This window comes from Bradyrhizobium neotropicale (assembly GCF_001641695.1).
Lineage (GTDB): Bacteria > Pseudomonadota > Alphaproteobacteria > Rhizobiales > Xanthobacteraceae > Bradyrhizobium > Bradyrhizobium neotropicale.
The window spans coordinates 281,282-304,447 of the sequence record NZ_LSEF01000090.1; the positions used below are offsets into that span (position 1 = coordinate 281,282).

Annotated in this window: 21 protein-coding genes; 11 read left to right on the top strand and 10 right to left on the bottom strand. The window is 64.3% G+C overall.

What is annotated here, in order from left to right; translation table 11 throughout:
- Nucleotides 1-72: 72 nt before the first annotated feature.
- The 4 genes from AXW67_RS30350 to AXW67_RS30365 form a co-directional block, all read right to left on the bottom strand.
- Complete coding sequence (locus AXW67_RS30350) at nucleotides 73-525, bottom strand: phasin (RefSeq protein ID WP_063680847.1); 453 nt, start codon at nucleotides 523-525, stop codon at nucleotides 73-75.
- 224 nt (nucleotides 526-749) lie between these two features.
- Complete coding sequence (locus tag AXW67_RS30355) at nucleotides 750-1,343, bottom strand: GNAT family N-acetyltransferase (protein WP_063680848.1); 594 nt, start codon at nucleotides 1,341-1,343, stop codon at nucleotides 750-752.
- Entirely contained in the window at nucleotides 1,340-2,422 is a 1,083-nt protein-coding gene (locus tag AXW67_RS30360; RefSeq protein ID WP_063680849.1) for a PHA/PHB synthase family protein, read from the bottom strand. The genes AXW67_RS30355 and AXW67_RS30360 overlap by 4 nt, the downstream gene beginning before the upstream one ends.
- Nucleotides 2,419-2,799 carry a hypothetical protein gene (locus AXW67_RS30365; protein WP_063680850.1) on the bottom strand — a complete coding sequence of 127 codons (381 nt, stop codon included), beginning with the start codon at nucleotides 2,797-2,799 and terminating at the stop codon, nucleotides 2,419-2,421. The genes AXW67_RS30360 and AXW67_RS30365 overlap by 4 nt, the downstream gene beginning before the upstream one ends.
- A gap of 171 nt (nucleotides 2,800-2,970) precedes the next feature.
- On the opposite strand from AXW67_RS30365, the gene AXW67_RS30370 reads away from it, so the two are divergent.
- Entirely contained in the window at nucleotides 2,971-3,891 is a 921-nt protein-coding gene (locus AXW67_RS30370) for an alpha/beta fold hydrolase (RefSeq protein WP_063680851.1), read from the top strand.
- 130 nt (nucleotides 3,892-4,021) lie between these two features.
- Nucleotides 4,022-4,486, top strand: a complete 465-nt coding sequence (locus AXW67_RS30375; protein ID WP_063680852.1) for a nuclear transport factor 2 family protein — start codon at nucleotides 4,022-4,024, stop codon at nucleotides 4,484-4,486.
- 38 nt (nucleotides 4,487-4,524) lie between these two features.
- On the opposite strand, the gene AXW67_RS30380 is transcribed toward AXW67_RS30375, so the two are convergent.
- The 6 genes from AXW67_RS30380 to AXW67_RS30405 all read right to left on the bottom strand — a co-directional run bounded on the left by AXW67_RS30380 (nucleotide 4,525) and on the right by AXW67_RS30405 (nucleotide 12,391).
- Nucleotides 4,525-5,199 carry a spermidine synthase gene (locus AXW67_RS30380; RefSeq protein WP_063680853.1) on the bottom strand — a complete coding sequence of 225 codons (675 nt, stop codon included), beginning with the start codon at nucleotides 5,197-5,199 and terminating at the stop codon, nucleotides 4,525-4,527.
- A 134-nt stretch (nucleotides 5,200-5,333) separates the two neighbouring features.
- A complete protein-coding gene (locus AXW67_RS30385; protein WP_063680854.1) occupies nucleotides 5,334-8,570 on the bottom strand; it encodes a bifunctional cytochrome P450/NADPH--P450 reductase in 3,237 nt (1,078 codons plus the stop codon).
- A gap of 160 nt (nucleotides 8,571-8,730) precedes the next feature.
- A complete protein-coding gene (locus AXW67_RS30390) occupies nucleotides 8,731-9,726 on the bottom strand; it encodes an alpha/beta fold hydrolase (RefSeq protein WP_063680855.1) in 996 nt (331 codons plus the stop codon).
- 10 nt (nucleotides 9,727-9,736) lie between these two features.
- Nucleotides 9,737-11,287 (bottom strand): WS/DGAT/MGAT family O-acyltransferase, encoded by a 1,551-nt coding sequence (locus AXW67_RS30395; RefSeq protein WP_063680856.1) that lies wholly within the window; start codon nucleotides 11,285-11,287, stop codon nucleotides 9,737-9,739.
- Between the two features lie 46 nt (nucleotides 11,288-11,333).
- Nucleotides 11,334-12,134, bottom strand: a complete 801-nt coding sequence (locus AXW67_RS30400; RefSeq protein ID WP_027550290.1) for an esterase/lipase family protein — start codon at nucleotides 12,132-12,134, stop codon at nucleotides 11,334-11,336.
- Nucleotides 12,134-12,391, bottom strand: a complete 258-nt coding sequence (locus tag AXW67_RS30405; protein ID WP_027550289.1) for a DUF6489 family protein — start codon at nucleotides 12,389-12,391, stop codon at nucleotides 12,134-12,136. The genes AXW67_RS30400 and AXW67_RS30405 overlap by 1 nt, the downstream gene beginning before the upstream one ends.
- 412 nt (nucleotides 12,392-12,803) lie before the next feature.
- On the opposite strand from AXW67_RS30405, the gene AXW67_RS30410 reads away from it, so the two are divergent.
- The 9 genes from AXW67_RS30410 (at nucleotide 12,804) to AXW67_RS30450 (ending at nucleotide 23,148) form a co-directional block, all read left to right on the top strand.
- Nucleotides 12,804-14,405 carry an ABC transporter substrate-binding protein gene (locus AXW67_RS30410; RefSeq protein WP_063680857.1) on the top strand — a complete coding sequence of 534 codons (1,602 nt, stop codon included), beginning with the start codon at nucleotides 12,804-12,806 and terminating at the stop codon, nucleotides 14,403-14,405.
- Nucleotides 14,406-14,508: 103 nt separating this feature from the next.
- Complete coding sequence (locus AXW67_RS30415) at nucleotides 14,509-15,489, top strand: ABC transporter permease (RefSeq protein ID WP_063680858.1); 981 nt, start codon at nucleotides 14,509-14,511, stop codon at nucleotides 15,487-15,489.
- A 1-nt stretch (nucleotide 15,490) separates the two neighbouring features.
- The gene (locus tag AXW67_RS30420) at nucleotides 15,491-16,456 is read left to right on the top strand and encodes an ABC transporter permease (protein ID WP_063680859.1); all 966 of its coding nucleotides are present in this window, start codon (nucleotides 15,491-15,493) and stop codon (nucleotides 16,454-16,456) included.
- A 13-nt stretch (nucleotides 16,457-16,469) separates the two neighbouring features.
- Nucleotides 16,470-17,456, top strand: a complete 987-nt coding sequence (locus AXW67_RS30425) for an ABC transporter ATP-binding protein (protein WP_063680860.1) — start codon at nucleotides 16,470-16,472, stop codon at nucleotides 17,454-17,456.
- Nucleotides 17,453-18,442, top strand: coding sequence for an ABC transporter ATP-binding protein (locus AXW67_RS30430; RefSeq protein ID WP_063680861.1), 990 nt, complete (start codon nucleotides 17,453-17,455; stop codon nucleotides 18,440-18,442). The genes AXW67_RS30425 and AXW67_RS30430 overlap by 4 nt, the downstream gene beginning before the upstream one ends.
- Nucleotides 18,443-18,528: 86 nt before the next feature.
- Nucleotides 18,529-20,334: a gamma-glutamyltransferase family protein gene (locus tag AXW67_RS30435; RefSeq protein ID WP_063680862.1), complete on the top strand. Its 1,806-nt coding sequence runs from the start codon at nucleotides 18,529-18,531 to the stop codon at nucleotides 20,332-20,334.
- Between the two features lie 11 nt (nucleotides 20,335-20,345).
- Nucleotides 20,346-21,056, top strand: coding sequence for a DUF1028 domain-containing protein (locus tag AXW67_RS30440; protein WP_063680863.1), 711 nt, complete (start codon nucleotides 20,346-20,348; stop codon nucleotides 21,054-21,056).
- Nucleotides 21,053-22,042 carry an ABC transporter ATP-binding protein gene (locus AXW67_RS30445; protein ID WP_063680864.1) on the top strand — a complete coding sequence of 330 codons (990 nt, stop codon included), beginning with the start codon at nucleotides 21,053-21,055 and terminating at the stop codon, nucleotides 22,040-22,042. Before AXW67_RS30440 ends, AXW67_RS30445 begins: the two co-directional genes overlap by 4 nt.
- Nucleotides 22,042-23,148 carry an ABC transporter ATP-binding protein gene (locus tag AXW67_RS30450; protein WP_063680865.1) on the top strand — a complete coding sequence of 369 codons (1,107 nt, stop codon included), beginning with the start codon at nucleotides 22,042-22,044 and terminating at the stop codon, nucleotides 23,146-23,148. The genes AXW67_RS30445 and AXW67_RS30450 overlap by 1 nt, the downstream gene beginning before the upstream one ends.
- Nucleotides 23,149-23,166 lie beyond the last annotated feature (18 nt).

Consider the following 23,166-nt stretch of genomic DNA (forward strand, 5'->3'; position numbering starts at 1 on the left):
TGACGGTCGCACAAAAACCAAGGCCCGCCGAAGCGGGCCTTAAAAATTCAGTTTCTCAACTCAACGTACAAATCACGCAGTCTTGTAGACCTTGGCGAAATTGTCCTGAGCGGCCTTTGCGCCGTTGGCGGCGAGCTTGCCGAAATAGTCGGAGGTCGCCTTGGCGCGCGAGACGAGCACTTCGCCGCGGGCACGGAGCAGACCCGACTGGATCTCGACGGCTTCGCTGATCGACTTGGCCGACGCGAGCTTGTCGATGCCGGAGAAGAACGCCTCGGCGTCCTCGTAGATCGCCTGCTGGATGTTGCGGCTGATCTTGCCGGCCTCGGTGACGGAATCGGTCACCGCGTTCTCGATGGCGGCGGTCACCCGCTCGGAGCCAGCGAAAACCTCGGCAGCACGGTCCTTGGCAGTGTTGGCAGTCTTCTTGACGAACTCGCGGGCGGCCTCGGGAACTTCCAGGTTCTGGATGTTCTTGAAAGCGTCCTTGAAGCCCTCGAAAGCGGTGTTCGTTTCAGTGGTCATGGGGTTCTCTCCATCCTCATTGGTCTGAGCTATGGGCTCACCCCGTCCGGATTGGCCCGGGGCACGGCTTATATGACACAGTTAATTGTGCGATGCAATATTCGTATTGCACTGCGATATCACGAAATCGTGAACAGCCTTAAGGAGAAGCATCCCTGATGCCTTCCTGGCCATTTTGGCCCTGAAGGTCCGTTGGGGGCTCTTTGAGTGCTGGACCGCGCTCTTTAGTTCTGGACGGCGCCTGGCAGCCCGTAAGCCTCCATCTGGGCCTGGACCCGCGCGATGTTGTGCCCGAGCACGACGATATCGTGGGTCTTGCCGTCGACATCCCGGACATGGTCCCGCAGCAAGGCCTCCGCCTTGAAGCCGAGGCTTTCGAACAGCGCGATCGCCGCCTGCTGGTCGACCGTCATCTGGACGGAGAGCTTTTCGAGGCCAGCGCCGAGCGCGAGCGCAAAGGTCTCCTGCGACAGCGCCCGCCCGACCCCCTTCCCGCGCACGTCGAGCGAGACCACCATGCGGATCTCGCCGACATGGGGCGACCAGGAGTGCGGATCGCGCACCAGGGTGCCGCAACCGACGACCGTGCCACCCCTGACCGCGAGCAGGCTCGTGATCGCGCCACGCTCGATCTCCTTGACCCAGGCCGAGAGCACCTTCGGCTCGCTGATGTTGCGCGGGAGAAACAACAGATCATGGGTCGGCAACGCCTTGCCGAAGGCGAGTACGGCGGCTTCATCCGACGGTGACATCAGGCGGATCTCGATATCGCCGGCATCCGTCTTGACGTGACGCGGATAGGAACCTGCTACGCTCATGTCGATCTCTTCCCCAGCCAGGAGTCCAGCTTCGGCCACAGCCGCTTCACCGCGTTGGCGCCGGCGACGAGGGAGACGTGACCGCCCTTCAGCATCACCTCCTCCTTGTCCTCGGACCCGATCTTCGCGATCAGGTACTTTGCCGCGTCATAGGGCACGATGTGATCGTGCTCGGCGACCGCGTGCAGGATCGGCACCTTGATGTTCTCGAGCTTTGCCGCACGGCCACCCACCGACATGGTATCGTTGAACAGCTTGTTGTCCCACATCAGATCCTTGGTGATGGCGCGGAAGTATTCGCCGGCCAGCGGCAGCGTGTCGGTCGCCCAGCGGTCGAACATCCGGTAGGACTTCACGAACTCGTCGTTCCAGATGTTCTCCCAGAGCTGGATCTGGCTCACCGTGCGCGAGGCCGGCCGCAGCATCTCGAACGATGACAGGATCATCTCCGGCGGCACGTTGCCGACGCTGTCGACGAGGCGGTCGACATCGAAATAGCGGCGGTCGGAAAAATTGGAAAATAGCTTCATCTCGCGGAAATCGATCGGCGTGGTGAAGCAGATCAGGTTCTTCATCGGTCCGTCATTGACGATCGAGCCATAGAGCAGCGACAGCACGCCGCCGAAGCAATAGCCGATGACGGAGACGTCCTGCTCGCCTGAATCCTGTTGCACGCGACGAACGCAATCTGGGATGAAATCGAGGACGTAGTCCTCCATCCGAAGGCTCTTCTCCTCCGGCCGCGGCGCGGTCCAATCTAGCATGTAGACGTCGTAGCCGCGCTTGAGGAGGAACTCTACAAAACTCTGGCCGGGAACGAGATCGAGGATGTAGCCGCGGTTGGTGGTCGCCATCACGATCAGCACCGGGACGCGGTAAATCTCGTCCGACATTGGACGATAGTGATAGAGGCTCATCGTGCCGCGCGAATGCAGGACGTCCTTCGGCGTCGAGCCGAGCGTCGGACCGGAGGTCGAGAAATATTCGACGCCCTTGATGCTGCGCATGATGGCGCGCTGCACTTCGGACTGGATGCGCTCCGGGATCTCTGCAAAATCAAGTCCCGTCGGCGCATTCATTTTCGCTCTCCGCCTTCGGAGGGGGGACGCTTGGTCCGCGGCGGCCGCGGCGCGGCACCGATCTGCGATCCGCCAGAAGCGGCTGACATCTGGCTCAGCATGGACTTGATCTCTCCGAGCTGCCCTTCGATCGATTGCAGCCGCTCGGCAATGCCGGTCATCTGCTCGCGGCTCGGCAGGTTCATCGAGAGAAGATATTTCTCCATGAGATCGCCGAACTGCTTCTGAGCACCCGCAGCAGCACCGCCGGCCCGATTCATGGCCTGCGAGAATTCGGGCGTCTCCATCGCCTTGGTGGCAAGCGAGTTGAAGCCTTTCTCCATCTCACCAATCATCCTCTGCCACAGGGCGACAGGATCGTTCATCTTGTCGGTCATCGGCGTCCTCCAGGTCACGAGGGCTCTTGGCGCCCTTCTTTTCTCGCCATACCACACCGTTGCGACGGGCCGGTCAACGGGCAAGCGGCGACCTGGTGTCGCGCGCACGGCTTCTTTGCGGCGGCAAACCGTGCGATACAACATCTGTCTACCTGCAAGGGGAACACGCCCGTGAACGCCTCCGCCCATCAGCCGCCGCAGACCGTGCGCGCCAACGGCATCGACATCTGCTACGAGATCTTCGGGAAGGACGATGCCGAGCCGCTGCTGCTGATCATGGGTCTCGGCGCCCAGATGATCCACTGGGACGACGGATTCTGCGAGCAGCTCGCCGCGCGCGGCTTTCGCGTGATCCGCTTCGACAATCGCGACATCGGCAAATCCAGCCATCTGACTGGCGGCAAGCGGCTGACGCCGCTCGAGCTGTTGAAGCTGCGCTTCCTGAAAATTCCGGTGGCCGCCACCTACAGGCTGATCGACATGGCCAAGGACACGGTCGGTCTGATGGACGCGCTCGGCATCAAGTCGGCGCATCTGGTTGGCGCCTCCATGGGCGGCATGATCGCCCAGGAGATCACGCTGTCGTTTCCGCAGCGCGTTCGCTCGCTCACCTCGATCATGTCGACCACGGGCAATCCGCGCGTGCCGCCGCCGACGCGAGAGGCGGCCGCGATGCTGATGGCACCGCCGCCGCGCAGCAAGGAGGAGTTCATCGTTCGCTTCGGGCAGACCTGGAACATCTTGCGTGCGGGCTCCTTTCCGGAAGAAGAGGCGCTCGATCCCGGCCGCGCAGAGCGCGTGTTTGCGCGCGGGCTCAATCCGGCCGGCGTGGGGAGGCAGTTCCGCGCCGTGCTCGCTTCCGGCAGCCGCAAGGAGCGGCTCTACACCGTCAAGACGCCGACGCTGGTGATCCACGGCACCGTCGATCCCCTGGTGCGGCCCGAAGGCGGCAAGGACACGGCAGCGTCGATCCCGGGCGCAAAGCTCCTGATGATCGAGGGCATGGGCCACGCGCTGCCGATGCGGTTCTGGAACGAGATCCTCGACGCCATCGACAAGCACGCGCAGGGCGCAGCGGCCAAGGCGGCGTAGAGCGACGCGAGCGGTCTCCTCACGGTAACTATGTGAGCTGGCGGATACTCTCTTACCGCGCACCGGGGCGAAAGCTATACAGACCTCCGTTAATCGCCAGAGACAGAGGCAGCGGCCTCTTGGAGTTCACATGCATCTCATCTTCCGGTCAGGCGCGATGATCGCCGCGTCAATTCTCATGCTGTCCTTCGCAAGCGGCGGCGCGATTGCCGGTAACGCGCAAGAGGAAGCCAATCGCAAGACCGTGCTTGCCTTCTACGAGAAGGGCCTCAATCAAAAGGACGCCGATGCAGCGCTTGCCTATGTCGGCGATCGTTACGTCCAGCACAATCCGAACGCAGCTGATGGCCCGGACGGCTTCCGAAAATTCATCGGCTTCCTGCGCGAGAAATTCCCGAACTCGCACAGCGAGATCAAGCGCACGTTTGTGGATGGCGACTATGTCATCCTGCACGTTCATGCGGTTCGCGAGCCCGGCACCAGGGGCAACGCGATCGTCGATATCTTCAAGCTGGAGAACGGCAAGATCGTCGAGCACTGGGACGTGGTGCAGGCCATTCCCGACAATCCCGCAAACAGCAACACGATGTTCTGACGAGTGGAGCTGGCGGGCGGGCAAAGGTGCGCAGCAGCCTAACTCTTCTTCGCCATCCAGATCACATGGCGCGCGCCACCGCCTTTGCCGGTGGCGCGGACGTTGATTTCGTTGACCTCGAAGCCCGCGGTACGAAGACGCCGTGAAAAATTCGGATGCGGCCCGGACGACCAGACTGCGAGCACTCCGCCGCGCCGCAGCGCGGTGTGAGCTATCTTCAACCCGGCGATATCGTACAAGGCGTCATTGGCCTTGCGGGTAAGACCTTCCGGACCATTGTCGACATCAAGCAGGATCGCATCGAACCTGAGCGGATGCCTTTCGATCAGCTGCGCAACGTCCACTTCACGAATGTCAACGCGGGGGTCACTGAGGCTGTTGCCGAAAAGCTCGGCCATCGGTCCTCGCGCCCACGCCACCACGGCAGGGACCAGCTCAGCCACCATGATCTGCGCCTTGCTTCCGAGCACGGCGAGCGCCGCACGCAGCGTAAAGCCCATGCCCAATCCGCCGATGAGGACAACCGGCTTGACGACCTTCTCGATGTGCTTTGCCGCGAGCGTCGCGAGCGCGGCTTCGGAGCCCGACAGGCGGCTGTTCATCAGCTCGTTGGAGCCGAGCTTGATGGAGAACTCCTTGCCGCGGCGCATCAGGCGAAGCTCGCCATCAGAGCCGGGTATCGCGGCGGTATCGATTTTTTCCCAGGGAATCATGCGTGAGCTTTAGCACGATCGGAAATCGTAGGGTGGGTTAGCCGAAGGCGTACCCCACCTCTTTGGACTCCGCTTGTCGATAGAAGGTGGTGGGTTACGCTTCGCTAACCCACCCTACGATCCACAATCTGCGGCTAGCCGCCCGCCCAGACGTCAAGCACATAGCGGTTCCCTTCACCCAACTTTTCGATCCAGCGCGTGCCGGCGGCAGCATCGCTGCCGCTCTTCTCGCGATGGATCGCGACGAGTGCCGCCTTCACATCGGGCTCCATCTTGCCACCATCGCCGCAGACGTAGATGATCGCACCCTGCTCGATCAGGGCCCAGACCTTGTCCTTTTGCGCTGCGAGCAGATGCTGCACATAGGTCTTCGGACCGTCTGCGCGCGAGAACGCGGTGAAGAGCTCGGTGATGCCGCTGGCCTCCAGCGCCTTCAATTCCTCCCTGTAAAGATAGTCCTGGTCGGGATGGCGGCAGCCGAAGAACAGCATCGCAGGACCAAGGGCGGCACCCTTGGCTTTCCGCGCCGCGCGCTCCCGGAGGAAGCCGCGGAATGGCGCCAGCCCCGTGCCGGGGCCGATCATGATGATCGGGACGGATGAATCATCCGGCAGACGGAAGCCGGCCTTGGTCTCGCGCACGGTCGCATAGACCGTATCGCCCGCACGGCGATCGCTAAGATAGTTCGAGCAGATGCCCTTGTAGATGCCGCGGCCCGAGGCGGCCGGCCCGCCGACCACGCCGACGGTGACGCTGCACCGCGCGGGATCGACCGACGGCGAGGACGAGATCGAGTAATAGCGCGGCGCGAGCAGTGACAGCATTTCGAGATAGACGTGGAACGGCAGCTCGCAGGCCGGATGTTCGATCAGCAGGTCGAACACCGATTTGCGTTGCGCCAGGATCTCGCCTCGGTAGCGCTCGCCGGCCTCCGCATCATCGCCGACGAAGGCGAGCAGCTTCGGCTTGGTCACCGGGCAGCGCGTATGCTCCGACATGATCTGGATCTGCTTGCGCGTTGCCACCTGCTGCAGCTCGACGAAATCGGTCAGGAGCTGGCCGACCGAGACACTCTCGCCGGTCGGCAATTGCGCGCGGCGTCCCTCGGCGACCTGGAGCCTGACCTGGTCAGCGGGCAGGAAGCCGAAGCGGCGCGCCACCGCCTCGACCAGCGCCGGGTCGTTGCGCGGCACCACGCTGAGATGGTCGCCAACGCGGTAGCTCGTGCCCCGCGGCAACTGCACCTCGATGTGGCGCGTCGAACGATCCGACGGATTGGGACCGTTCCTGTTCTGAAGCTCGTCGTTGACCAGCACCTTCATCGCGACAGTGCCGCCGAGCGCCGCGACCGCGTTGACGGCGCCAGGCGCAACCGGCTCGACCTTGTAAAGCGGCTCGTCGTCGGCGCTGCGGCTGAAGTTTTGAGTCAGCCCCCACTCATTCATCGCCGCGGGCGCGGCGACCGCGAACCATTTTTCGAACTGGCCGTCGAGATCGCTGCGCGCGTCACCCTCACCACGGACATAGAGGCTGCGCGCGCCGCGGGCCGCAAGCTGCTCGTCGATGAAGCGCGGCACGGATTGGTAGGTCGCGGCCCAATCGCTGTTGCCGCAGCCGAACACGACATAGCGCACCTTGGACAGCGCATCCTTCGAGGCCTCGCCGTGCAGCCATTTGACGAACTGCGTGGCGTTGTCCGGCGGCGCGCCGTTGTAGGAGGCGCAGAAGATCAAGACGCCGCCCTCTTCCGGCAGCTTGCCGGCATGGTCGTCGAGCGGCGCGAGCCTGGTGGCGAAGCCGTTGACCTCGGCAAGATCGGCGACACGCGTCGCCAACTCTTCGGCCGTGCCGAGATTGGAACCGTAGAGCACGAGCAGCGGCGTGTTGTGACCGGGACGCGTCGTGGCGCGCGGCGCGGCCGTACCGGCACTCGTCGTCACAGCCACCGGGCCAGCATAGGCGCCGCGCTCGCGATCGGCGCGCGGGCGGACCTTGAGCTTGAATCCCTCCGGCTTGATCGTCAGCGTCTCCTTCAGATGCATCTGGTAGCGCTGATGGTCGACCAGCCGGAAGCGCTGGAGGATCATGCCCAGCGCGAGCGCGGCCTCGTGCATGGCGAAGCCGCGGCCGATGCAGGCGCGCTGGCCATTGCCGAACGGCTTCCAGGCATTGACCGGCCGCTTGGCCTCCGCCTCACGGCTGAAATTTTCGGGATCGAACGCATCGGGATTGGGACCCCATACGCTGGGATCGCGATGCAGCGCCGTCACCAGGATCGTGGTGAAGGTGCCCTTTCTCAGCCTGTACTTGCCGCCGCCGATGTTCTCGTCCTTGAGCGGCGAAATGCCATATGCCGGCGCCGGCGGCCACAGCCGCAGCGCCTCTTTCAGGATCTGGGTGATGTAGGTGAGCTGCGTTACCTGCTGATAGGTCGGCCGGGCGTTGACGTCGGGGCCGAAGACGCGGTCGACCTCGTCATAGGCCTTCTTCAGGATCTCGGGATGCTTGAGCAGCGCGTAGATCGTGTAGGACAGAAGGCCGCTGGTGGTCTCGTGGCCCGCGATCAGGAAGGTGTTGATCTGGTAGCGGATGTTGACGTCATCGAGCTGCTCGCCGGTCGAGCGGTCAACGCCGGTCATCATCGCCGCGAGCATGTCTTTCTTGTCGTCGACGGCCTCCGCGCTCTTGCGCCGCTCGGCGATGATCTCGTCGACCATCTTGTTCATGAAGGCGACGTCTTCGCCCAGAGTCTTGCGCCGCTTCTGCATCCAGAGCTGCTCGAACGGCAGGCCGCGAGTCATCATGATCGTTTCGAGCGAGCGCACCAGCGACTCGACGAAGGGATGGTAGTCGCGCCGGTAGAAGGAGTTGAAGCGGTAGTCGAAGCCGCACAGCCCGATCGTATCCAGCGTCAGCGCAGTCATGTCGTGCACGACGTCGATCTCGTCGTCGGCGTTGAGCCGTTCCCACTTCTTCACGAGCTGCTCGGCAATGTCGACCATGCTCGGGTGATAGGACTGCATGGCGCGATTGCCGAACGGCTGGAGCAGGATGTTGTGCGCCTTGCTCCAGTTCGGCTCGTTGGTGTCGGCCGTGAACAGGCCGTCGCCGCCGACTGCGCGCACGCGGCGCAGCGCGCCGCGCACCGTCTTGTCGAACCGCTTCTCATCGGAGAGTTCGTCGACCAGATCATGGCCGGAGACGACGACGATCGGCGAGCCCATCATGTCGAGCCAGAAGATCGGCCCGAGCTCCTTGGCGAGCCGCGTCAGGTGCTGCACGGGCGCAGCCGAGTCCAGCGACAGCATATTGCCGACCACCGGCTTGGTCGGCGGATGCGGAATCGGGTCCAGACGGTTCTTGGATGACATTGACGTGCGTATCCCCCTGACTCAGTCGGCTATCTCGTCATTGCGAGGAGCCACCCGGTTCGGCCTTCGGCCGGCCGGATGATAAACTCCGCGACGAAGCAATCCAGACGATCCCCGCAGCTAAATTTCTGGATTGCTTCGCTTTGCTCGCAATGACGGGCTATCCAAACCGCCTTCTACGCCATTCGATCAGCTTGGCACTGACCTCTTCCGGCTTCTCCTGCTGCGTCCAATGGCCGCTGTCCTTCACCAGATATTTCTCCAGGTCCGGCACCAGCTTCTCCATGCCGTCGGCCGCCGACGGCGGCAGCACCGCGTCGTTCTCGGCCATGATCATCAGCGACGGCACGTTAACGTGATGGTCCAGTCCCTCGGAGCGCTGCCAGTTGCGGGTGTAGTTGCGGTACCAGTTGATGCCTCCGGTAAAGCCGGTCCTGGTGAACGTATCAACGAACACCTTCTTCTCCTCCGCCGACAGGATCGGCGTGCGCGGGTCATGCCTGGCATCGTAATTTTCAATCATCTGCGGAAACGCCAGGTTGATCCGGGGCGAAGCCCCGATGCCGGCGATCGGCTCTTCGGCTGGCGCGCCTGCGGGCCGCGCAACCGGCTTGCGCATGAAGGCATCAAAGGTCTCTTCGACGCGGCTGCCGAAGATCCTGTCCGGCTCGCGCGCGGGATCCTGGAACTGCACGATGTACATGTGATCGCCGAAGCGCTTGCGGAACAGCGCGATCGGGTCGGCCGGCGCGCGGTCCCAATGCGGCGTATTGACACCGACGACGCCAGCGACGCGCGCGGTATGCCGCAGCGGCATCTGCCAGACGAGGAAGCCGCCCCAGTCGTGGCCAACGAAGATCGCCTTGTCGATCCCGAGATGATCGAGCAGCCCGACGAGATCGCCGGTCAGATGTTCCAGGTCGTAATCCTCGACCTGCTCGGGCCGGTCCGTCGCGCCATAGCCGCGCTGGTCGGGCGCGATCACCCGGATCCCGGCTTCGCTCAGCGCCTTGATCTGGTGGCGCCAGGAGAAGGCGAGCTCGGGCCAGCCATGACAGAGCACCATTGGCGGCTTGTCGCTCTTCGGGCCCGCGTCGTAATAGCCCATGCGGATTCCGTTCGTCTGCACGAACTCAAGCTGCGGCATTTCAATCATTGCAAACGTCCTATTCAGCAGCGCCTTTGACGTCGGCTGCCGGCGGCGCGTAGGCGGCTTCCAGCGCGGCGAACTCCTCTGGCAGCATGTCGCACATCACCTGCACATGCGGAATGATGTTGGCGCCGACGATGAAGCCGAAATCGAGCTGGTCGCGATAGCTCTGCACGGTGATGTTGAGCGCCTGCCCGTGCGTCGAGATCGATACCGGGAAGATGTGCAGGAGCTCGGCACCGGCGGCATAGAGCGTCTGCCGTGGACCCGGCACGTTGGAGACGGTGATGTTGGCTGGCGGCGGCAGCACGTCCGAGAGGTTCGAGCGGCTGTAGAGCAAGGCCAGGATCTGCACCATGATCGGCGCGCCCAGCATCGAGATGTTAGAGACCTGCGGCATCAAGGCGCGCAAGGGGTGAGACATCTCCTTGGATTTGGTCGATTGCGCGATGATCGCCTCCAACCGCGCCTTGGGATCATCGATGTTGGTGGCGATCGAGCAGATCATGCCGAACACCTGGTTGTTGGCCTCGGTGTTACCCTCCTCGCGCAGCGAAATCGGCACCGCCGCCGTGAGCGATTTCGTCGGCAGCGTGCCGTACTGCTGGAGGTAGCGGCGGACCACGCCGGAGGCGAGAGCCAGCACCACGTCATTGAGCTTGCCGCCGGCCTGCTTGGCGAGCGCCTTGGCCCGCGACAGGGAAATCGACACGCCAGCGAAGCTGCGCTCCGAGGAGATGGTCTTGTTGAGCATGGTCGGCGGCGACACCATGCTCGCGAGGCTCTCGCGCGACCTCGGATCGGCGATCTTGCCGAGCACGTCAGAGACGCTCTTGAGCACGGTCGGGATGTTGCCGGCGAAGCGCACCGCGCTCTCGATCTGGTACATCGCGTTGTCGAACAGGATCGAGCCGATGTCGCTTTTGCCGGTGCGCGGCAATTGCAGGTTTTTCGCGGCGGCCGAAGCATCGAGCGGCTGGCTGAAGAGTTGCTGATAGGAATCGAGCAGGTTCGCCGCGATGTCGCGCGGCTCCTGTCCGGGCTTCGCGCCGCCGGTCGGCGGCTCGACCTTCCGCGGGATCGGCGAGATGTCGTAGATCATGTTCGTCAGCGCCGCGCCGGCACCGCCGTCGATGGCGGCATGGTGCATCTTGGAATAGAGCCCGACCTCGTTGTCCTTCATGCCCTCGAACACGTAGAACTCCCAGAGCGGGCGGGCGCGGTTCAGGAGCTTTGCATGCATCCAGCCGACAATGCGCTCGAGCGTGGCGCGGTCGCGTGGCGCAGGCAGGCTGGCGCGGAAGATGTGGCGATCGATGTCGAACTGACCGTCCTCGACCCAGGTCGGGTGATCGATATCAAGCGGCGCCTTCTCCAGCCGCGCCTTGAGGATTGGCGCGATGTGCAGGCGCGAGACGATCATCGCCTTGAAGTCTTCGAAGAAGTCGCCCTTGTAGTCGTCGGGCAGGCGAAAGATCGCCATGCTGCCGACGTGCATCGGCATTTCCGGCGTTTCAAGATAGAGAAACGACGCATCCAGTGACGACAGCTTCTTCCCGTCAGCCATTTATCCCTCCCGCAAATCCAACGGGCGCCTTGGTTGGCGCTTCTCGTCAGGCCGATACTGCCTGTTCCGGCGGGGCATATGCAATGGCAAACGGCCCCTCCCGGTCAAATGGCCAGAATTCCCCTTCCGGTTGCGCCAGGCGATCCGCAACGGCCCACAGGGCGGCCGGATTCACCCCGAGCCCGATGTGGCTTGCAAGGTACACCTCGATGTTCTCGGCACGCTCGGATGGGCGCAACAGACAGGTCCGCCAGTTCACGACGCCGTCGGCGCGCGAATAGAGCGAGCTCGCCGGCACCGGCAGGTCGCCGGCGATCGCCGCACGCAGCTCGGCAAAATCCTCGACGCGCTCGCCGGACAGCGCTTCGTAGAGCCGCGTGGCATTGGTTGCCCGCACGTCGTTGGCAAAGGGGCTGCCGAGCGTCACCACGTAGCGGACCATGTCGGGCGCCTGCAGCGCCAGATCGCGCGCATAGACACCACCGAGACTCCAGCCGACCAGGCTCACCTTGCGCCCCGTCGTGGCATGGATCTCGGCCAGGCGAGCGCGCAACGCATCCCGCATCCGCTCCAGGCCTCCGAGATTGCGGCCCATCCGCCAGGCATGCGTATCGTAGCCGAGCTCGCTCAAATAGCGCCGCATCGGCGCCATCGAGAGATCGCTGGCCAGAAAGCCCGGCAGCGCCAGCACCGGATGGCCGTCTCCTCTCGGCGCACGCATCAGAAGGGGCGACAAGAGGACGCTGGCATTGAATTCGAACAGGCCGCGTGCTTCGGCAAACAGCAGCCCGAGGCCCGGCGGACGAAGCCGGCCTGACGCCAGGGCTCCGTCCGGTTCGGGCGGCATTATTTCTTCTTATCGCTGCTGCGGGTGCCGCCGAGACCGGCCATCGTCACGAACATGTTCTGAAACTGCTCGGCAAGCTTCGGATCGAAGGAGAACCAGCTCTGGATCAGCGATTCCGGCGAGACCTTCTCGATGTTGCTCAGCACCTGCTGCTGCAATTTGTCCATCACCGCCGTCTGCATCGGCGCAACGTCGGGTAATCCGAAGAACTGACGGGCCTCTAAGGGGGTGCAGTCGATTTCGATGTTAACCTTCATGTCCCCTCCTAAAGAAACGGATTCGGGCGGCTGGCCCAGTATCGCCGCGACTTGGTGTGCGACGCAAGCGACCTGACGCAAGCGGCAGACCGCCGGTTTCGGCAATCGGCGGATATGGTCAATCAAATCGCTCCGCACGAATGCGCTGAGATCGCCGGGCGCATCCCCGACGAGAGTCCGGACGGACGGCCGGGGTGCCACCATTCTGGGACCTCATGGGCCGAAAGTCGAATGTCTGCCCACAGCCGCCCGCCCTCTTCATTGTTGGTCAGCATTGCTGCACAGCGGCGCAAGTTGGCGCGTTCCTTGCTGGAATGGCGCTTGCACGGGTCAGCAACTCTGGGCAACATGGATCAATAAGCCCGCCGAACAATCAAAAATCACCGGCGTGGCAGTGTGGAGAGGGTCACGGATGTCAGTAGGTCGTAGTCTGTTTGCGGCGACGCTCGCCGGTATACTCGCGTTGACGCTCTCGCCAGCGTCGGGCCAGACGCTGCGTTACGCCAACCAGGGCGAGCTCAAATCACTCGATCCGTACACGCTGAACGAAAGCACCACCCACGCCCATCTCGGTCACGTCTATGAGGGTCTGGTCGAACGCGACAAGGACCTGAAAATCATTCCGGCGCTGGCCGAAAGCTGGGAAACGCCGGAGCCAACCCGCTGGCGCTTCCATTTGCGCAAGGGCGTCAAGTTCCACAACGGCGATCCCTTTACCGCCGACGACGTGGTGTTCTCCGCCGAGCGCGTGCGCGCACAGGGCTCCAACCTGCTGAACCGCCTCCCCGCAGACGCCAAGGTCGTCAAGGTCGACGACTACACCGTCGATTTCATCCTCAGTTCGCCCAATCCCATCCTCATAGGGCAATGGGACGTCTGGTACATCATGGACAAGAAATGGGCGGAGGCGAACAATGCGGTGGCACCGACGCCGGCCGCGGCCACGACGCCGAGCTATGCCTCACTGCACGCCAACGGCACCGGCCCCTTCATGATCGACAGCCATCAGCCCGGCGTGAAGACCGTGTTCAAGGCCAATCCGAACTATTGGAAGAAGCCGGAACATAATCTCAAGGAGATCGTGTTTACCCCGATCGCATCGGACGCCACGCGCGTGGCCGCGCTGTTGTCCGGCGAGGTCGACGTGATCGAGCCGGTTCCGATCCAGGACATCCAGCGCGTCAATGCCAGCCCCAATGCGACGGTGCTGTCCGGGCCGGAACTGCGCACGATCTTCATCGGCATGGACCAGTCGCGCGACGAGCTTCTGTTCTCGAACATCAAGGGCAAGAACCCATTTCAGGACATCCGCGTCCGCGAGGCCTTCTACAAGGCGATCGATGTCGAGCTGATCAAGAACCGCGTCATGCGCGGGCTCTCCACTCCGTCCGCGCTGATGATCGCGCCGGAGCTCTATCCGCTGTCGAAGGAGTTCACGCGGCCGAAATTCGATCTCGATGGCGCCAAGAAGCTGCTGACGGAAGCAGGTTACCCCGATGGTTTCGAGGTCACCATGGATTGCCCGAACGACCGCTATGTCAATGACGCCGCGATTTGTCAGGCCGTGGTCGGCATGCTCGCCCGCGTCGGGGTCAAGGTGAACCTCTTGGCGCAACCGAAGGCGCAATATTTCGCCAAGGTGCTGAAGCCCGGCGGTTACAAGACGTCCTTCTTCCTGCTGGGCTGGACGCCGGCCACGATGGATTCCCAGAATGTGCTGCACGATATCATGGGCTGCCGCGACGATCCCAAGGATCCCAACCGCGGTGAGGCCAATCTCGGCGGCTATTGCAACAAGCAGCTCGACGAGCTCACCGACAAGGTTCTGGTAGAACCCGACATGACCAAGCGCAATCTGCTGATCAAGCAGGCGTTCGAGATCGGCAACAAGGACTGGGCCTATATTCCGCTGCATCAGCAGGCGCTCGCCTGGGGCGTGTCCAAGAAAGTGAAACTGGTTCAGCGTGCGGACAACCAGGTCCTGCTCTACTGGGCCACCAAACAGGAAGAGTAAGTATCGAGAGGTTGTGAAGTCCCGGAAGCCTTGAATTCCGGGACTTGTCATTTCGCACCTCACGCAAATGATGCGCACGTCTGAAGAGACGTGAAAGGACCATATGCTCGCTTTCACCGTTCGTAGGGCAATCCAGGCCATCGGCGTCATGATCGCCGTCGGGATCATCTCGTTCTCGATGTTCCGCTTCGCCGGAGATCCCGTGAACCAGATGGTGTCGATGGACACCTCGGGCGCCGAACGCGCCGCGATCCGCCAGTCGCTCGGGCTCGACGATCCCGTGATCGTGCAGTTCGGCCGCTATGTCGCCAATGCCGCGCAGTTCAAATTCGGTGTCTCCTACCAGTTCCGGCTGCCCGTATCGCAGCTCCTGTCGGAGCGGATGCCGGCGACGCTGGAGCTGGCGATCTGCGCCACCATCTTCGCGATGGTCTGCGGCATCCTGATGGGGGTCTATTCGGCGCTCCGCCGCGACAGCTGGCTCACCCATGCGTTCCAGGCGATCTCGCTGATTGGCATCTCGCTGCCGACCTTCCTGATCGGCATTCTCCTGATCTACCTGTTCTCGGTGACCCTGGGCTGGCTACCCTCTTTCGGGCGCGGCGAGGTCGTGCGTATCGGCTGGTGGACGACTGGCCTTCTGACGCTGTCGGGGCTGAAGGCGCTGATCATGCCCTCGGTCACGCTCGGCCTGTTCCAGTTGACGCTGATCATGCGGCTGGTGCGCGCCGAGATGCTGGAAGTGATGCGCACCGACTACATCCGCTTCGCCCGCGCTCGCGGACTGACCACGCGTGCGATCCATTTCGGTCATGCGCTGCGGAACACCCTGGTTCCCGTCATTACCGTCGCTGGCCTGCAATTTGGCTCGGTCATTGCATTCGCGATCATCACCGAGACCGTGTTCCAGTGGCCGGGAATGGGGTTGTTGTTCGTGCAGGCCGTCCAGAATGTCGATATCCCGATCATGGCCGCCTATCTGATGATGGTGTCCCTGATCTTCGTCACCATCAATCTCGTGGTTGATATCCTCTACACCATCGTCGATCCGCGTCTGCGCTCGACGGTCAGCCGGGCGCACTGAGATGAGCGAGGCAGTCGTCCCCCACAAAGTCGAGGATCGCGGCTCGCGCGCCTCCCCAGGCTGGTTCAGGCGCGCGCTCGACAGCGATCTGTTCTACTCGTTCCGCCGCTCCAGGATTACCATGATCGCGGCCGGCGTCACGCTGCTGTTCTTCCTGCTCGCAATCTTCGCCTCAGTGCTTGCCGTGCAAAATCCGTTCGATCCGGCCCAGCTCCAGTTGCTGAATTCGCGCATCTCCCCGCTGTGGACCGCCGACGGGCAGAGCCCATTCCTGCTCGGCACCGATGAGCAGGGCCGAGACGTGTTCTCCGCAATCCTCTACGGCCTGCGGATCTCGTTGTTCGTCGGTGTGCTCGGCGTCCTCTTCTCCGGCGCGCTCGGCATCCTGCTCGGGCTGACGGCGGGCTATTTCGGCGGCGCCGTCGACGGCCTGATCATGCGCATCGCCGACGTACAGCTCTCCTTCCCGGCGATCCTGATCGCGCTGCTGATCAATGGCATCGCCAAATCGGTGCTTGGCAACAGGCTCGACGAGATGAGCATGCTGGGCGTGCTCGTGCTCGCGATCGGCCTGAGCTTCTGGGTCCAATATGCCCGCACGGTGCGCGGCTCGGTCATGGTCGAAAAGAACAAGGACTATGTCGCCGCCGCGCAGCTGATCGGCCTTCCTGCTCCGGTGATCATGCTGCGCCACGTGCTGCCGAACACCATGGGGCCGATCCTCGTCATCGCCACCATCAATCTCGCGCTCGCCATCATCACCGAAGCGACGCTGTCCTTCCTCGGCTCGGGCATGCCCGAGACCATGCCCTCGCTCGGCACGCTGATCCGCATCGGCAACAATTATCTGTTTGCGGGCGAATGGTGGATCGTCGCGTTCCCCGGCCTCGCGCTTGCCGCGCTGATCCTGTCCATCAACCTGCTCGGCGACTGGCTGCGCGACGCACTCAACCCGAAACTCAGATGAATACGCCGCACCCATGACCGAACCCGTCCTTTCCGTCCGCAATCTTCAGGTGGAGTTCGCCTCCCGCCGCGGCACGCTGCGCGCCATCGACGGCGTCTCCTTCGACATCGCCAAGGGCGAAGTGCTGGGCGTGGTCGGCGAATCCGGCGCCGGCAAATCCGTCACCGGGCTTTCGGTGATCGGCCTGATCGATCCGCCCGGCCGCATCGCCGGCGGCGAGATCCACCTGTCCGGCCTGCGCATCGACAATCTGCCGCCCGAGGAGATGCGCCGCATCCGCGGCAAACGCATCGGCATGATCTTCCAGGACCCCCTCACCTCGCTCAACCCGCTGTACCGGATCGGCGACCAGATCGTGGAGACGATTCGCACCCACCTCGATTTGTCGGAGCAGGCTGCGCGTCGTCGCGCCATCGACCTCTTGGCCGAGGTCGGAATTCCCGCGCCGGAAAAACGCATCGACGGCTATCCGCACGAATTCTCCGGCGGCATGCGCCAGCGCGTGGTGATTGCGCTCGCGATCTGCGCCGAGCCGGAGCTGATCATCGCGGACGAGCCGACCACCGCCCTCGACGTCTCCGTGCAGGCGCAGATCATCTCGCTGATCAAGCGGCTCGGACGCGACCACGGCACCGCCGTGATGCTGGTGACGCACGATATGGGCGTGATCGCGGAAACCTCCGACCGCGTCGCGGTGATGTATGCCGGCCGCGTCGCCGAAATCGGCCCGGTGCAGGACGTCGTGAAGACCCCGTTGCACCCCTACGCCAAGGGCCTGATGGGCGCGATCCCGACGCTCGCGGGCGATGACAAGCGCCTGGTGCAAATTCCCGGCTCGATGCCGCGCCTGTCCGCGATCCCGCGCGGCTGCTCCTTCAATCCGCGCTGCGCCTTCGCCTTCGATCGCTGCCGGGTCGAACGGCCCGACCCGCTGCCACGCGGCGCGCAATCGGTCGCGTGCCATCTCTATGACGCGGTGCCCACGGAGAGTGCGGCATGAGCGCCCCCTTCGTCCAGGTCAGGAATCTGCGCCGTGTTTTCGACGTCTCGAAACCCTGGCTCAACCGCGTGCTGGAAGGCGGGCACCTCGAATACCTCAAAGCCGTCGATGGCGTCACATTCGACATCAGGAAGGGCGAGACCTTCGCGCTGGTCGGCGAATCCGGCTCGGGCAAGACGACCGTGGCGCGGATGGTGGTTGGGCTCCTGCCGCCGAGCTCCGGCAGCGTTTTGATCGACGGCGTCTCGATGACCGACCCGCGGCAGGCGCCGGCACGCCGCAGACTGCGGCGCCGCATCCAGATGATCTTTCAGGACCCCTACGCGAGCCTGAACCCGCGCTTCCGGGTCGACGCCATCATCTCAGAGCCGATCCGCGCCTTCGAGTTGATCCAGGGCGAGGGCGACATCCAGGCCCGCGTCGGTGAGCTGCTCAGCCTCGTGGGCCTGCACCCCGATGACCGGCTGAAATATCCGCACGAATTCTCCGGTGGCCAGCGTCAGCGCATCGCGATCGCGCGGGCGCTCGCCTCCGACGCCGAGTTCATCGTCTGCGACGAGCCGACCTCGGCGCTCGACGTCTCCGTGCAGGCGCAGATCCTGAACCTGATGCGGGATCTGCAGGACAAGTTCGGCCTGACCTATATGTTCATCAGCCACAACCTGGCCGTGGTCCGCCACATGGCGAGCCGGGTCGGCGTGATGTATCTCGGCCGTATCGTCGAGATCGCGGAAGGACGCGAATTGTTCGCCCGCCCGCGCATGCCTTACACCAGGATGCTGCTGGGCGCCGTGCCCGACCTCGCGATGAGCGGCCGCCAACGCATTCCGGTCAAGGGCGAGATCCCGAACCCGATCAACCCGCCCTCCGGCTGCGCCTTCAACCCGCGCTGTCCGCTGGCGTTCGATCTCTGCCGCAGGGAAGCCCCGGAACTGATCGACGGCGTCGCCTGCCACGCGGTTAACACCGCGCCGGTGCCAGCGTGACGCGCGCGTGCCATGCGGCCCGTGCATTGGCAGGCCGGCATCGCCTGTGATCAATTGCGCGCGCCGCAACTGAGGTAACGAATTCCATGGCCAGCAACATCAATCCCGATCCCTTCACGACCAGACCTGAGATCGAAGGCACGTTCGGGGTGGTCGCCACCACCCACTGGATCGCAACGGCCGTCGGTATGGCCATTCTGGAAAAGGGCGGCAACGCCTTCGATGCCGGCGTCGCCACCGCGTTCACGCTTCAGGTGGTCGAGCCGCATCTCAATGGCCCGGGCGGCGACGTGCCGATCATCGTGCATGACGTCAAGCGCGGCCGCACCGAGGTGATCTGCGGCCAGGGCCCCGCGCCGGCGCGCGCCACTATTGCCCACTACAAGAGCGAAGGCCTCGACATGGTGCCCGGCACCGGCCTGCTCGCGGCCTGCGTCCCCGGCACGTTCGAGTCCTGGATGATGCTGCTGCGGGACTATGGCACGATGCGGGTGCGCGACGTGCTTGAGCCCGCGATCTCCTACGCGCGTGACGGCTATCCGCTGGTCGAGCGGGCCTGCGCCACGATCCAGACCGTCGAGCAGCTATTCCGGAAATACTGGCCGACGTCAGCCGCGATCTACCTGCCGAATGGCGAAGTGCCGAAGCCCGGCACGCTCTTCACCAACAAGACGCTGGCGGCGACCTACGCGCGCATCCTGAGCGAAGCCGAGAGCGGCGGCGGTGGCCGCGACGCCGAAATCGAGCATGCGCGAAAGGCCTGGTCGCAAGGCTTTGTCGCGGAAGCCGTCGACAAGTTCTGCCGTACCCACGAGGTGATGGACGTCAGCGGCTCCCCCCATCGCGGCGTGCTTTCGGCCGACGACATGGCTCGCTGGCAGCCAACCATCGAGAGCCCGCTTACCTACGACTATGGCCGCTACACCGTCTGCAAGGCGGGCGTCTGGAGCCAGGGCCCTGTGACGCTGCAACAGCTTGCGCTGCTGAAGGGCTTTGCGCTCGACGGGCTCGATCCGACCGGGCCGAAATTCATCCATCTCCAGATCGAATGCGCCAAGCTCGCCTTTGCCGATCGTGAAAAGTTCTACGGCGATCCCAAGTTCAACGAGATCCCGATCGGAACTCTCCTGTCGGACGCCTATAACGACGAGCGCCGCAAGCTCGTCACCGACAGAGCCTCGCTCGACTTCCGGCCCGGCTCTGTCGAGGGCTTTGGCGGCGAGGTCAAGCTGCGCCGCGCCGAGGGTCAGCGTGAGGCAGTCGGCGCGCTCGGCGCCGGCGAGCCGACGGTGGGACGCTTCGGCGAGGTGCGCGGCGACACCGTGCATTTCGACATCATCGACAAAGCGGGCAACATGGTCTCCTCGACACCGTCGGGCGGCTGGTTGCAATCCTCACCCGTGATTCCCGAGCTCGGCTTCTGCCTCGGAAGCCGTGCGCAGATGTTCTGGCTGGAGGAAGGCCACCCGGCTTCGCTAGCGCCGGGCAAGCGGCCCCGCACCACGCTCTCGCCGACCATGGCGCTGCGCGACGGCGAGCCGTATCTGGCCTGGGGTTCGCCCGGCGGCGACCAGCAGGATCAGTGGATCACCCAGTTCTTCCTGCGGCACGTCCACTGCAATCTCAATCTGCAGGGGGCGATCGACGCGCCGGCCTGGCATTCCGAGCACTTCCCGATTTCGTTCTGGCCGCGCACCGCGCGCCCCGGCGTGCTCGTCGTGGAGAACCGTGTGCCCAAGGCAACGATCGAGAATTTGCGCGAACGCGGGCATATCGTCGAGGTCGGCCCCGACTGGTCCGAAGGTCGCCTCACCGCGGCCTCGCGCGTCGGTCGGCGCCGCCGCGCCGCCGCCAACCCGCGCGGCATGCAGGGTTACGCGGCGGGACGCTGACGGATAGCGACATGACCTGGTCGATCATTGCGCGAGATCCTGCCACCGGCCAGTTCGGCATCGCCGTTGCGACGCGCTTTTTCGCTGTCGGCGCGCGCGTGCCTTTCATCGCCGCGGGCCTCGGCGCCATCGCAACACAGGCTTTCGTCAATCCCTATTACGGCATCGATGGCGTCAAGCTCTTGCGCGAAGGCCTGAACGCGCACGACGTCCTCGCCGCCCTGCTCGCGACCGATGACGGCCGCGAGAGCCGGCAGATTCATATCATGGATGCGAGCGGTGCGATCGCGGCGCATACGGGGCGTGACTGCACCGCCTGGTGCGGGCACATCGCGGGCGGCGGCTTTTCGGTCGCCGGCAATATGCTCGCCGGCGCAGATGTGCTCGATGAGACCGCGAAGACCTACATCGCCAATGACAGCCTGCCCTTCCCGCGCCGCCTGCTCATGTCGATGCGCGCGGGCGAGGCCGCCGGCGGCGACAAGCGCGGCAAGCAATCCGCCGCGCTCCTGATCCACGGCGAAGAGGAATGGCCGGCACTCGATCTGCGCGCCGACGATCATCCCGACCCGCTCAGCGAGCTCGAACGGCTCGAGCAAGTCAGCCATGAGGTCTGGGTGCACTTCCGCGACTCCCTGCCGACGCGGCAAAACCCGTCCGGCAACACTGATCGCGACGTGATTGACACCAGAATCGCTGCAGCACGCACGAAAGCCCAATGAGCGCGGCCCCGCTGATCGAGATCGAGGGGCTGCGCATCCGTTTCCACGGCGACGATGGCCGCATCACGCATGCGGTCGACAGCGTCGATCTCAGTGTCGCCAACGGCGCCACGCTTGGCCTTGTCGGCGAGTCCGGCTGCGGCAAGAGCGTGACGTCGCTCGCCATCATGGGACTGCTGCCGAAGCAGAGCGCGGAGGTCACCGGCGCGATCCGCTTTGACGGCCTCGATCTGTTGCAGGCACCGGACCAGATCTTGCGCGACCTGCGCGGCAACCGGCTCGCGATGATCTTCCAGGAGCCGATGACCTCGCTCAATCCGAGCTTCACCATCGGCGACCAGATCATCGAGACGATCCTGCGTCACCGCGGCGGCTCCCGCAGAAGCGCGCGCGAGCGGGCCATCGCGCTGCTGCGCCGGGTCCACATCCCCTCGCCCGAGCGGCGGATCGACGAGTATCCGCACAAGCTGTCCGGCGGGATGCGCCAGCGCGTGATGATCGCGATGGCGCTCGCCTGCGATCCGCGGCTGCTAATCGCCGACGAACCTACCACGGCTCTCGACGTTACCCTGCAGGCCCAGATCCTGGAGCTAATGCGTGAATTGAAGGCCGCAAGCGGCGCGGCCATCATCCTGATCACGCACGATCTCGGGGTCGTTGCCGAGGTGTGCGACGAGGTGGCGGTGATGTATGCCGGCGAGATCGTCGAGCGCGCACCGGTTGGCGAATTGTTTGCTTCCCCGCAGCATCCCTATACCGTCGGCCTGCTCGGCTCGATCCCGCGCCTCGACCATCGCGCCGAGCAGCTCGCGACGATCGAAGGCATGGTGCCGAACATGGCGCAGCCGCCCGCGGGCTGCCGCTTCGCCGCGCGCTGCCCCTTCATGCGCGAGGCATGCACCGCGGCGCGGCCGCCACTCGTCGAGGTCACTCCCGGCCACCTCTCGCGCTGCATCCGCGCACCGCTCGAACTCCTGGTGTCGTGATGGCGCTGCTCGAGGTTGAAAACCTGGTCAAGCATTTCGTCGCCGAGCGTTCGCTGCTCGGCCGTCCCAAAGCCTTCGTTAGGGCGGTCGATGGCGTCAGCTTCACGCTCGAGGCGGGGAAGACGCTCGCCCTCGTCGGCGAATCCGGCTGCGGCAAGTCGACGGTCAGCCGACTCGTGCTGCGGCTGATCGAGCCGGATGCCGGTTCGGTCCGCTTCGACGGCCAGGACCTGCTCTCGCTCGACACGGCCGCCTTGCGCGCATTCCGCCGCCAGGCGCAGATCATCTTTCAGGACCCTTACGCCTCCCTCAACCCGCGCATGACGGTCGACCAGATCCTGAGCGAGCCGCTGGCCTTGCATGACCTTGTGCCGTCGCCGCGGCGGCGCGCACGTGTCGATGAGCTGCTGCGGCTGGTCGGGCTCGAGCCGCGGCTGGCGCGTCGGTTTCCGCACGAATTCTCCGGCGGCCAGCGCCAGCGCATCGCGATCGCCCGCGCGATCGCGGTCGAGCCGAAGCTGATCATCTGCGACGAGCCGGTCTCGGCGCTGGACGTCTCGATCCGCTCGCAGATCCTCAACCTTCTGCGCGAGCTCCAGGACCGGCTGGGACTTGCCTATATCTTCGTCTCGCACGACCTCGCGGTGGTCAAGCACATCGCCGATCGCGTGGCCGTGATGAATCTCGGCAGCATCGTCGAGGAGGCCGAGGCGGATGCGCTGTTCGCCGCGCCACGCCACCCCTATAGCCGTGCACTGCTGTCCGCGATCCCCCTGCCGCAACCCCACGCCAAGCGAACCACGGTCCTGCTGGAGGGCGAGATTCCAAGCGCGCTCAATCCGCCGTCAGGCTGCCGCTTTCACACCCGCTGCCCGTTCGTGGTTGCACGCTGCCGCACCGTGCCGCCGGAACTGGTTGCTGACGGCACCGGCCACGCCACCGCCTGTCACCGCGTCGCCGAGCTTCCGTCCGCCGACGCGATCCTGCCGGCCGCGGGCGGCTTTTCGCCGTCACTGGCGAAATTGGTCGCGGCCTTCAGCCAAAAGGCGGAAGGCGCTGCCCCCTCCGGTGTTGGTATACAGGCTGCAAGGCCGACAGCGACGTAGCCGCAGCAATGGGGACTG

Excerpts from the sequence above, each read along its gene's own strand:
- AXW67_RS30435 (WP_063680862.1), top strand. The coding sequence starts at position 18,529 with ATGGCCAGCAACATCAATCCCGATCCCTTCACGACCAGACCTGAGATC.
- AXW67_RS30355 (WP_063680848.1), bottom strand. The coding sequence starts at position 1,343 with ATGAGCGTAGCAGGTTCCTATCCGCGTCACGTCAAGACGGATGCCGGC.
- AXW67_RS30405 (WP_027550289.1), bottom strand. The coding sequence starts at position 12,391 with ATGAAGGTTAACATCGAAATCGACTGCACCCCCTTAGAGGCCCGTCAG.
- AXW67_RS30365 (WP_063680850.1), bottom strand. The coding sequence starts at position 2,799 with ATGACCGACAAGATGAACGATCCTGTCGCCCTGTGGCAGAGGATGATT.
- AXW67_RS30385 (WP_063680854.1), bottom strand. The coding sequence starts at position 8,570 with ATGTCATCCAAGAACCGTCTGGACCCGATTCCGCATCCGCCGACCAAG.
- AXW67_RS30430 (WP_063680861.1), top strand. The coding sequence starts at position 17,453 with ATGAGCGCCCCCTTCGTCCAGGTCAGGAATCTGCGCCGTGTTTTCGAC.
- AXW67_RS30390 (WP_063680855.1), bottom strand. The coding sequence starts at position 9,726 with ATGATTGAAATGCCGCAGCTTGAGTTCGTGCAGACGAACGGAATCCGC.
- AXW67_RS30410 (WP_063680857.1), top strand. The coding sequence starts at position 12,804 with ATGTCAGTAGGTCGTAGTCTGTTTGCGGCGACGCTCGCCGGTATACTC.
- AXW67_RS30420 (WP_063680859.1), top strand. The coding sequence starts at position 15,491 with ATGAGCGAGGCAGTCGTCCCCCACAAAGTCGAGGATCGCGGCTCGCGC.
- AXW67_RS30425 (WP_063680860.1), top strand. The coding sequence starts at position 16,470 with ATGACCGAACCCGTCCTTTCCGTCCGCAATCTTCAGGTGGAGTTCGCC.
- AXW67_RS30380 (WP_063680853.1), bottom strand. The coding sequence starts at position 5,199 with ATGATTCCCTGGGAAAAAATCGATACCGCCGCGATACCCGGCTCTGAT.
- AXW67_RS30400 (WP_027550290.1), bottom strand. The coding sequence starts at position 12,134 with ATGCCGCCCGAACCGGACGGAGCCCTGGCGTCAGGCCGGCTTCGTCCG.
- AXW67_RS30395 (WP_063680856.1), bottom strand. The coding sequence starts at position 11,287 with ATGGCTGACGGGAAGAAGCTGTCGTCACTGGATGCGTCGTTTCTCTAT.
- AXW67_RS30415 (WP_063680858.1), top strand. The coding sequence starts at position 14,509 with ATGCTCGCTTTCACCGTTCGTAGGGCAATCCAGGCCATCGGCGTCATG.
- AXW67_RS30350 (WP_063680847.1), bottom strand. The coding sequence starts at position 525 with ATGACCACTGAAACGAACACCGCTTTCGAGGGCTTCAAGGACGCTTTC.
- AXW67_RS30450 (WP_063680865.1), top strand. The coding sequence starts at position 22,042 with ATGGCGCTGCTCGAGGTTGAAAACCTGGTCAAGCATTTCGTCGCCGAG.
- AXW67_RS30445 (WP_063680864.1), top strand. The coding sequence starts at position 21,053 with ATGAGCGCGGCCCCGCTGATCGAGATCGAGGGGCTGCGCATCCGTTTC.
- AXW67_RS30360 (WP_063680849.1), bottom strand. The coding sequence starts at position 2,422 with ATGAATGCGCCGACGGGACTTGATTTTGCAGAGATCCCGGAGCGCATC.
- AXW67_RS30440 (WP_063680863.1), top strand. The coding sequence starts at position 20,346 with ATGACCTGGTCGATCATTGCGCGAGATCCTGCCACCGGCCAGTTCGGC.
- AXW67_RS30375 (WP_063680852.1), top strand. The coding sequence starts at position 4,022 with ATGCATCTCATCTTCCGGTCAGGCGCGATGATCGCCGCGTCAATTCTC.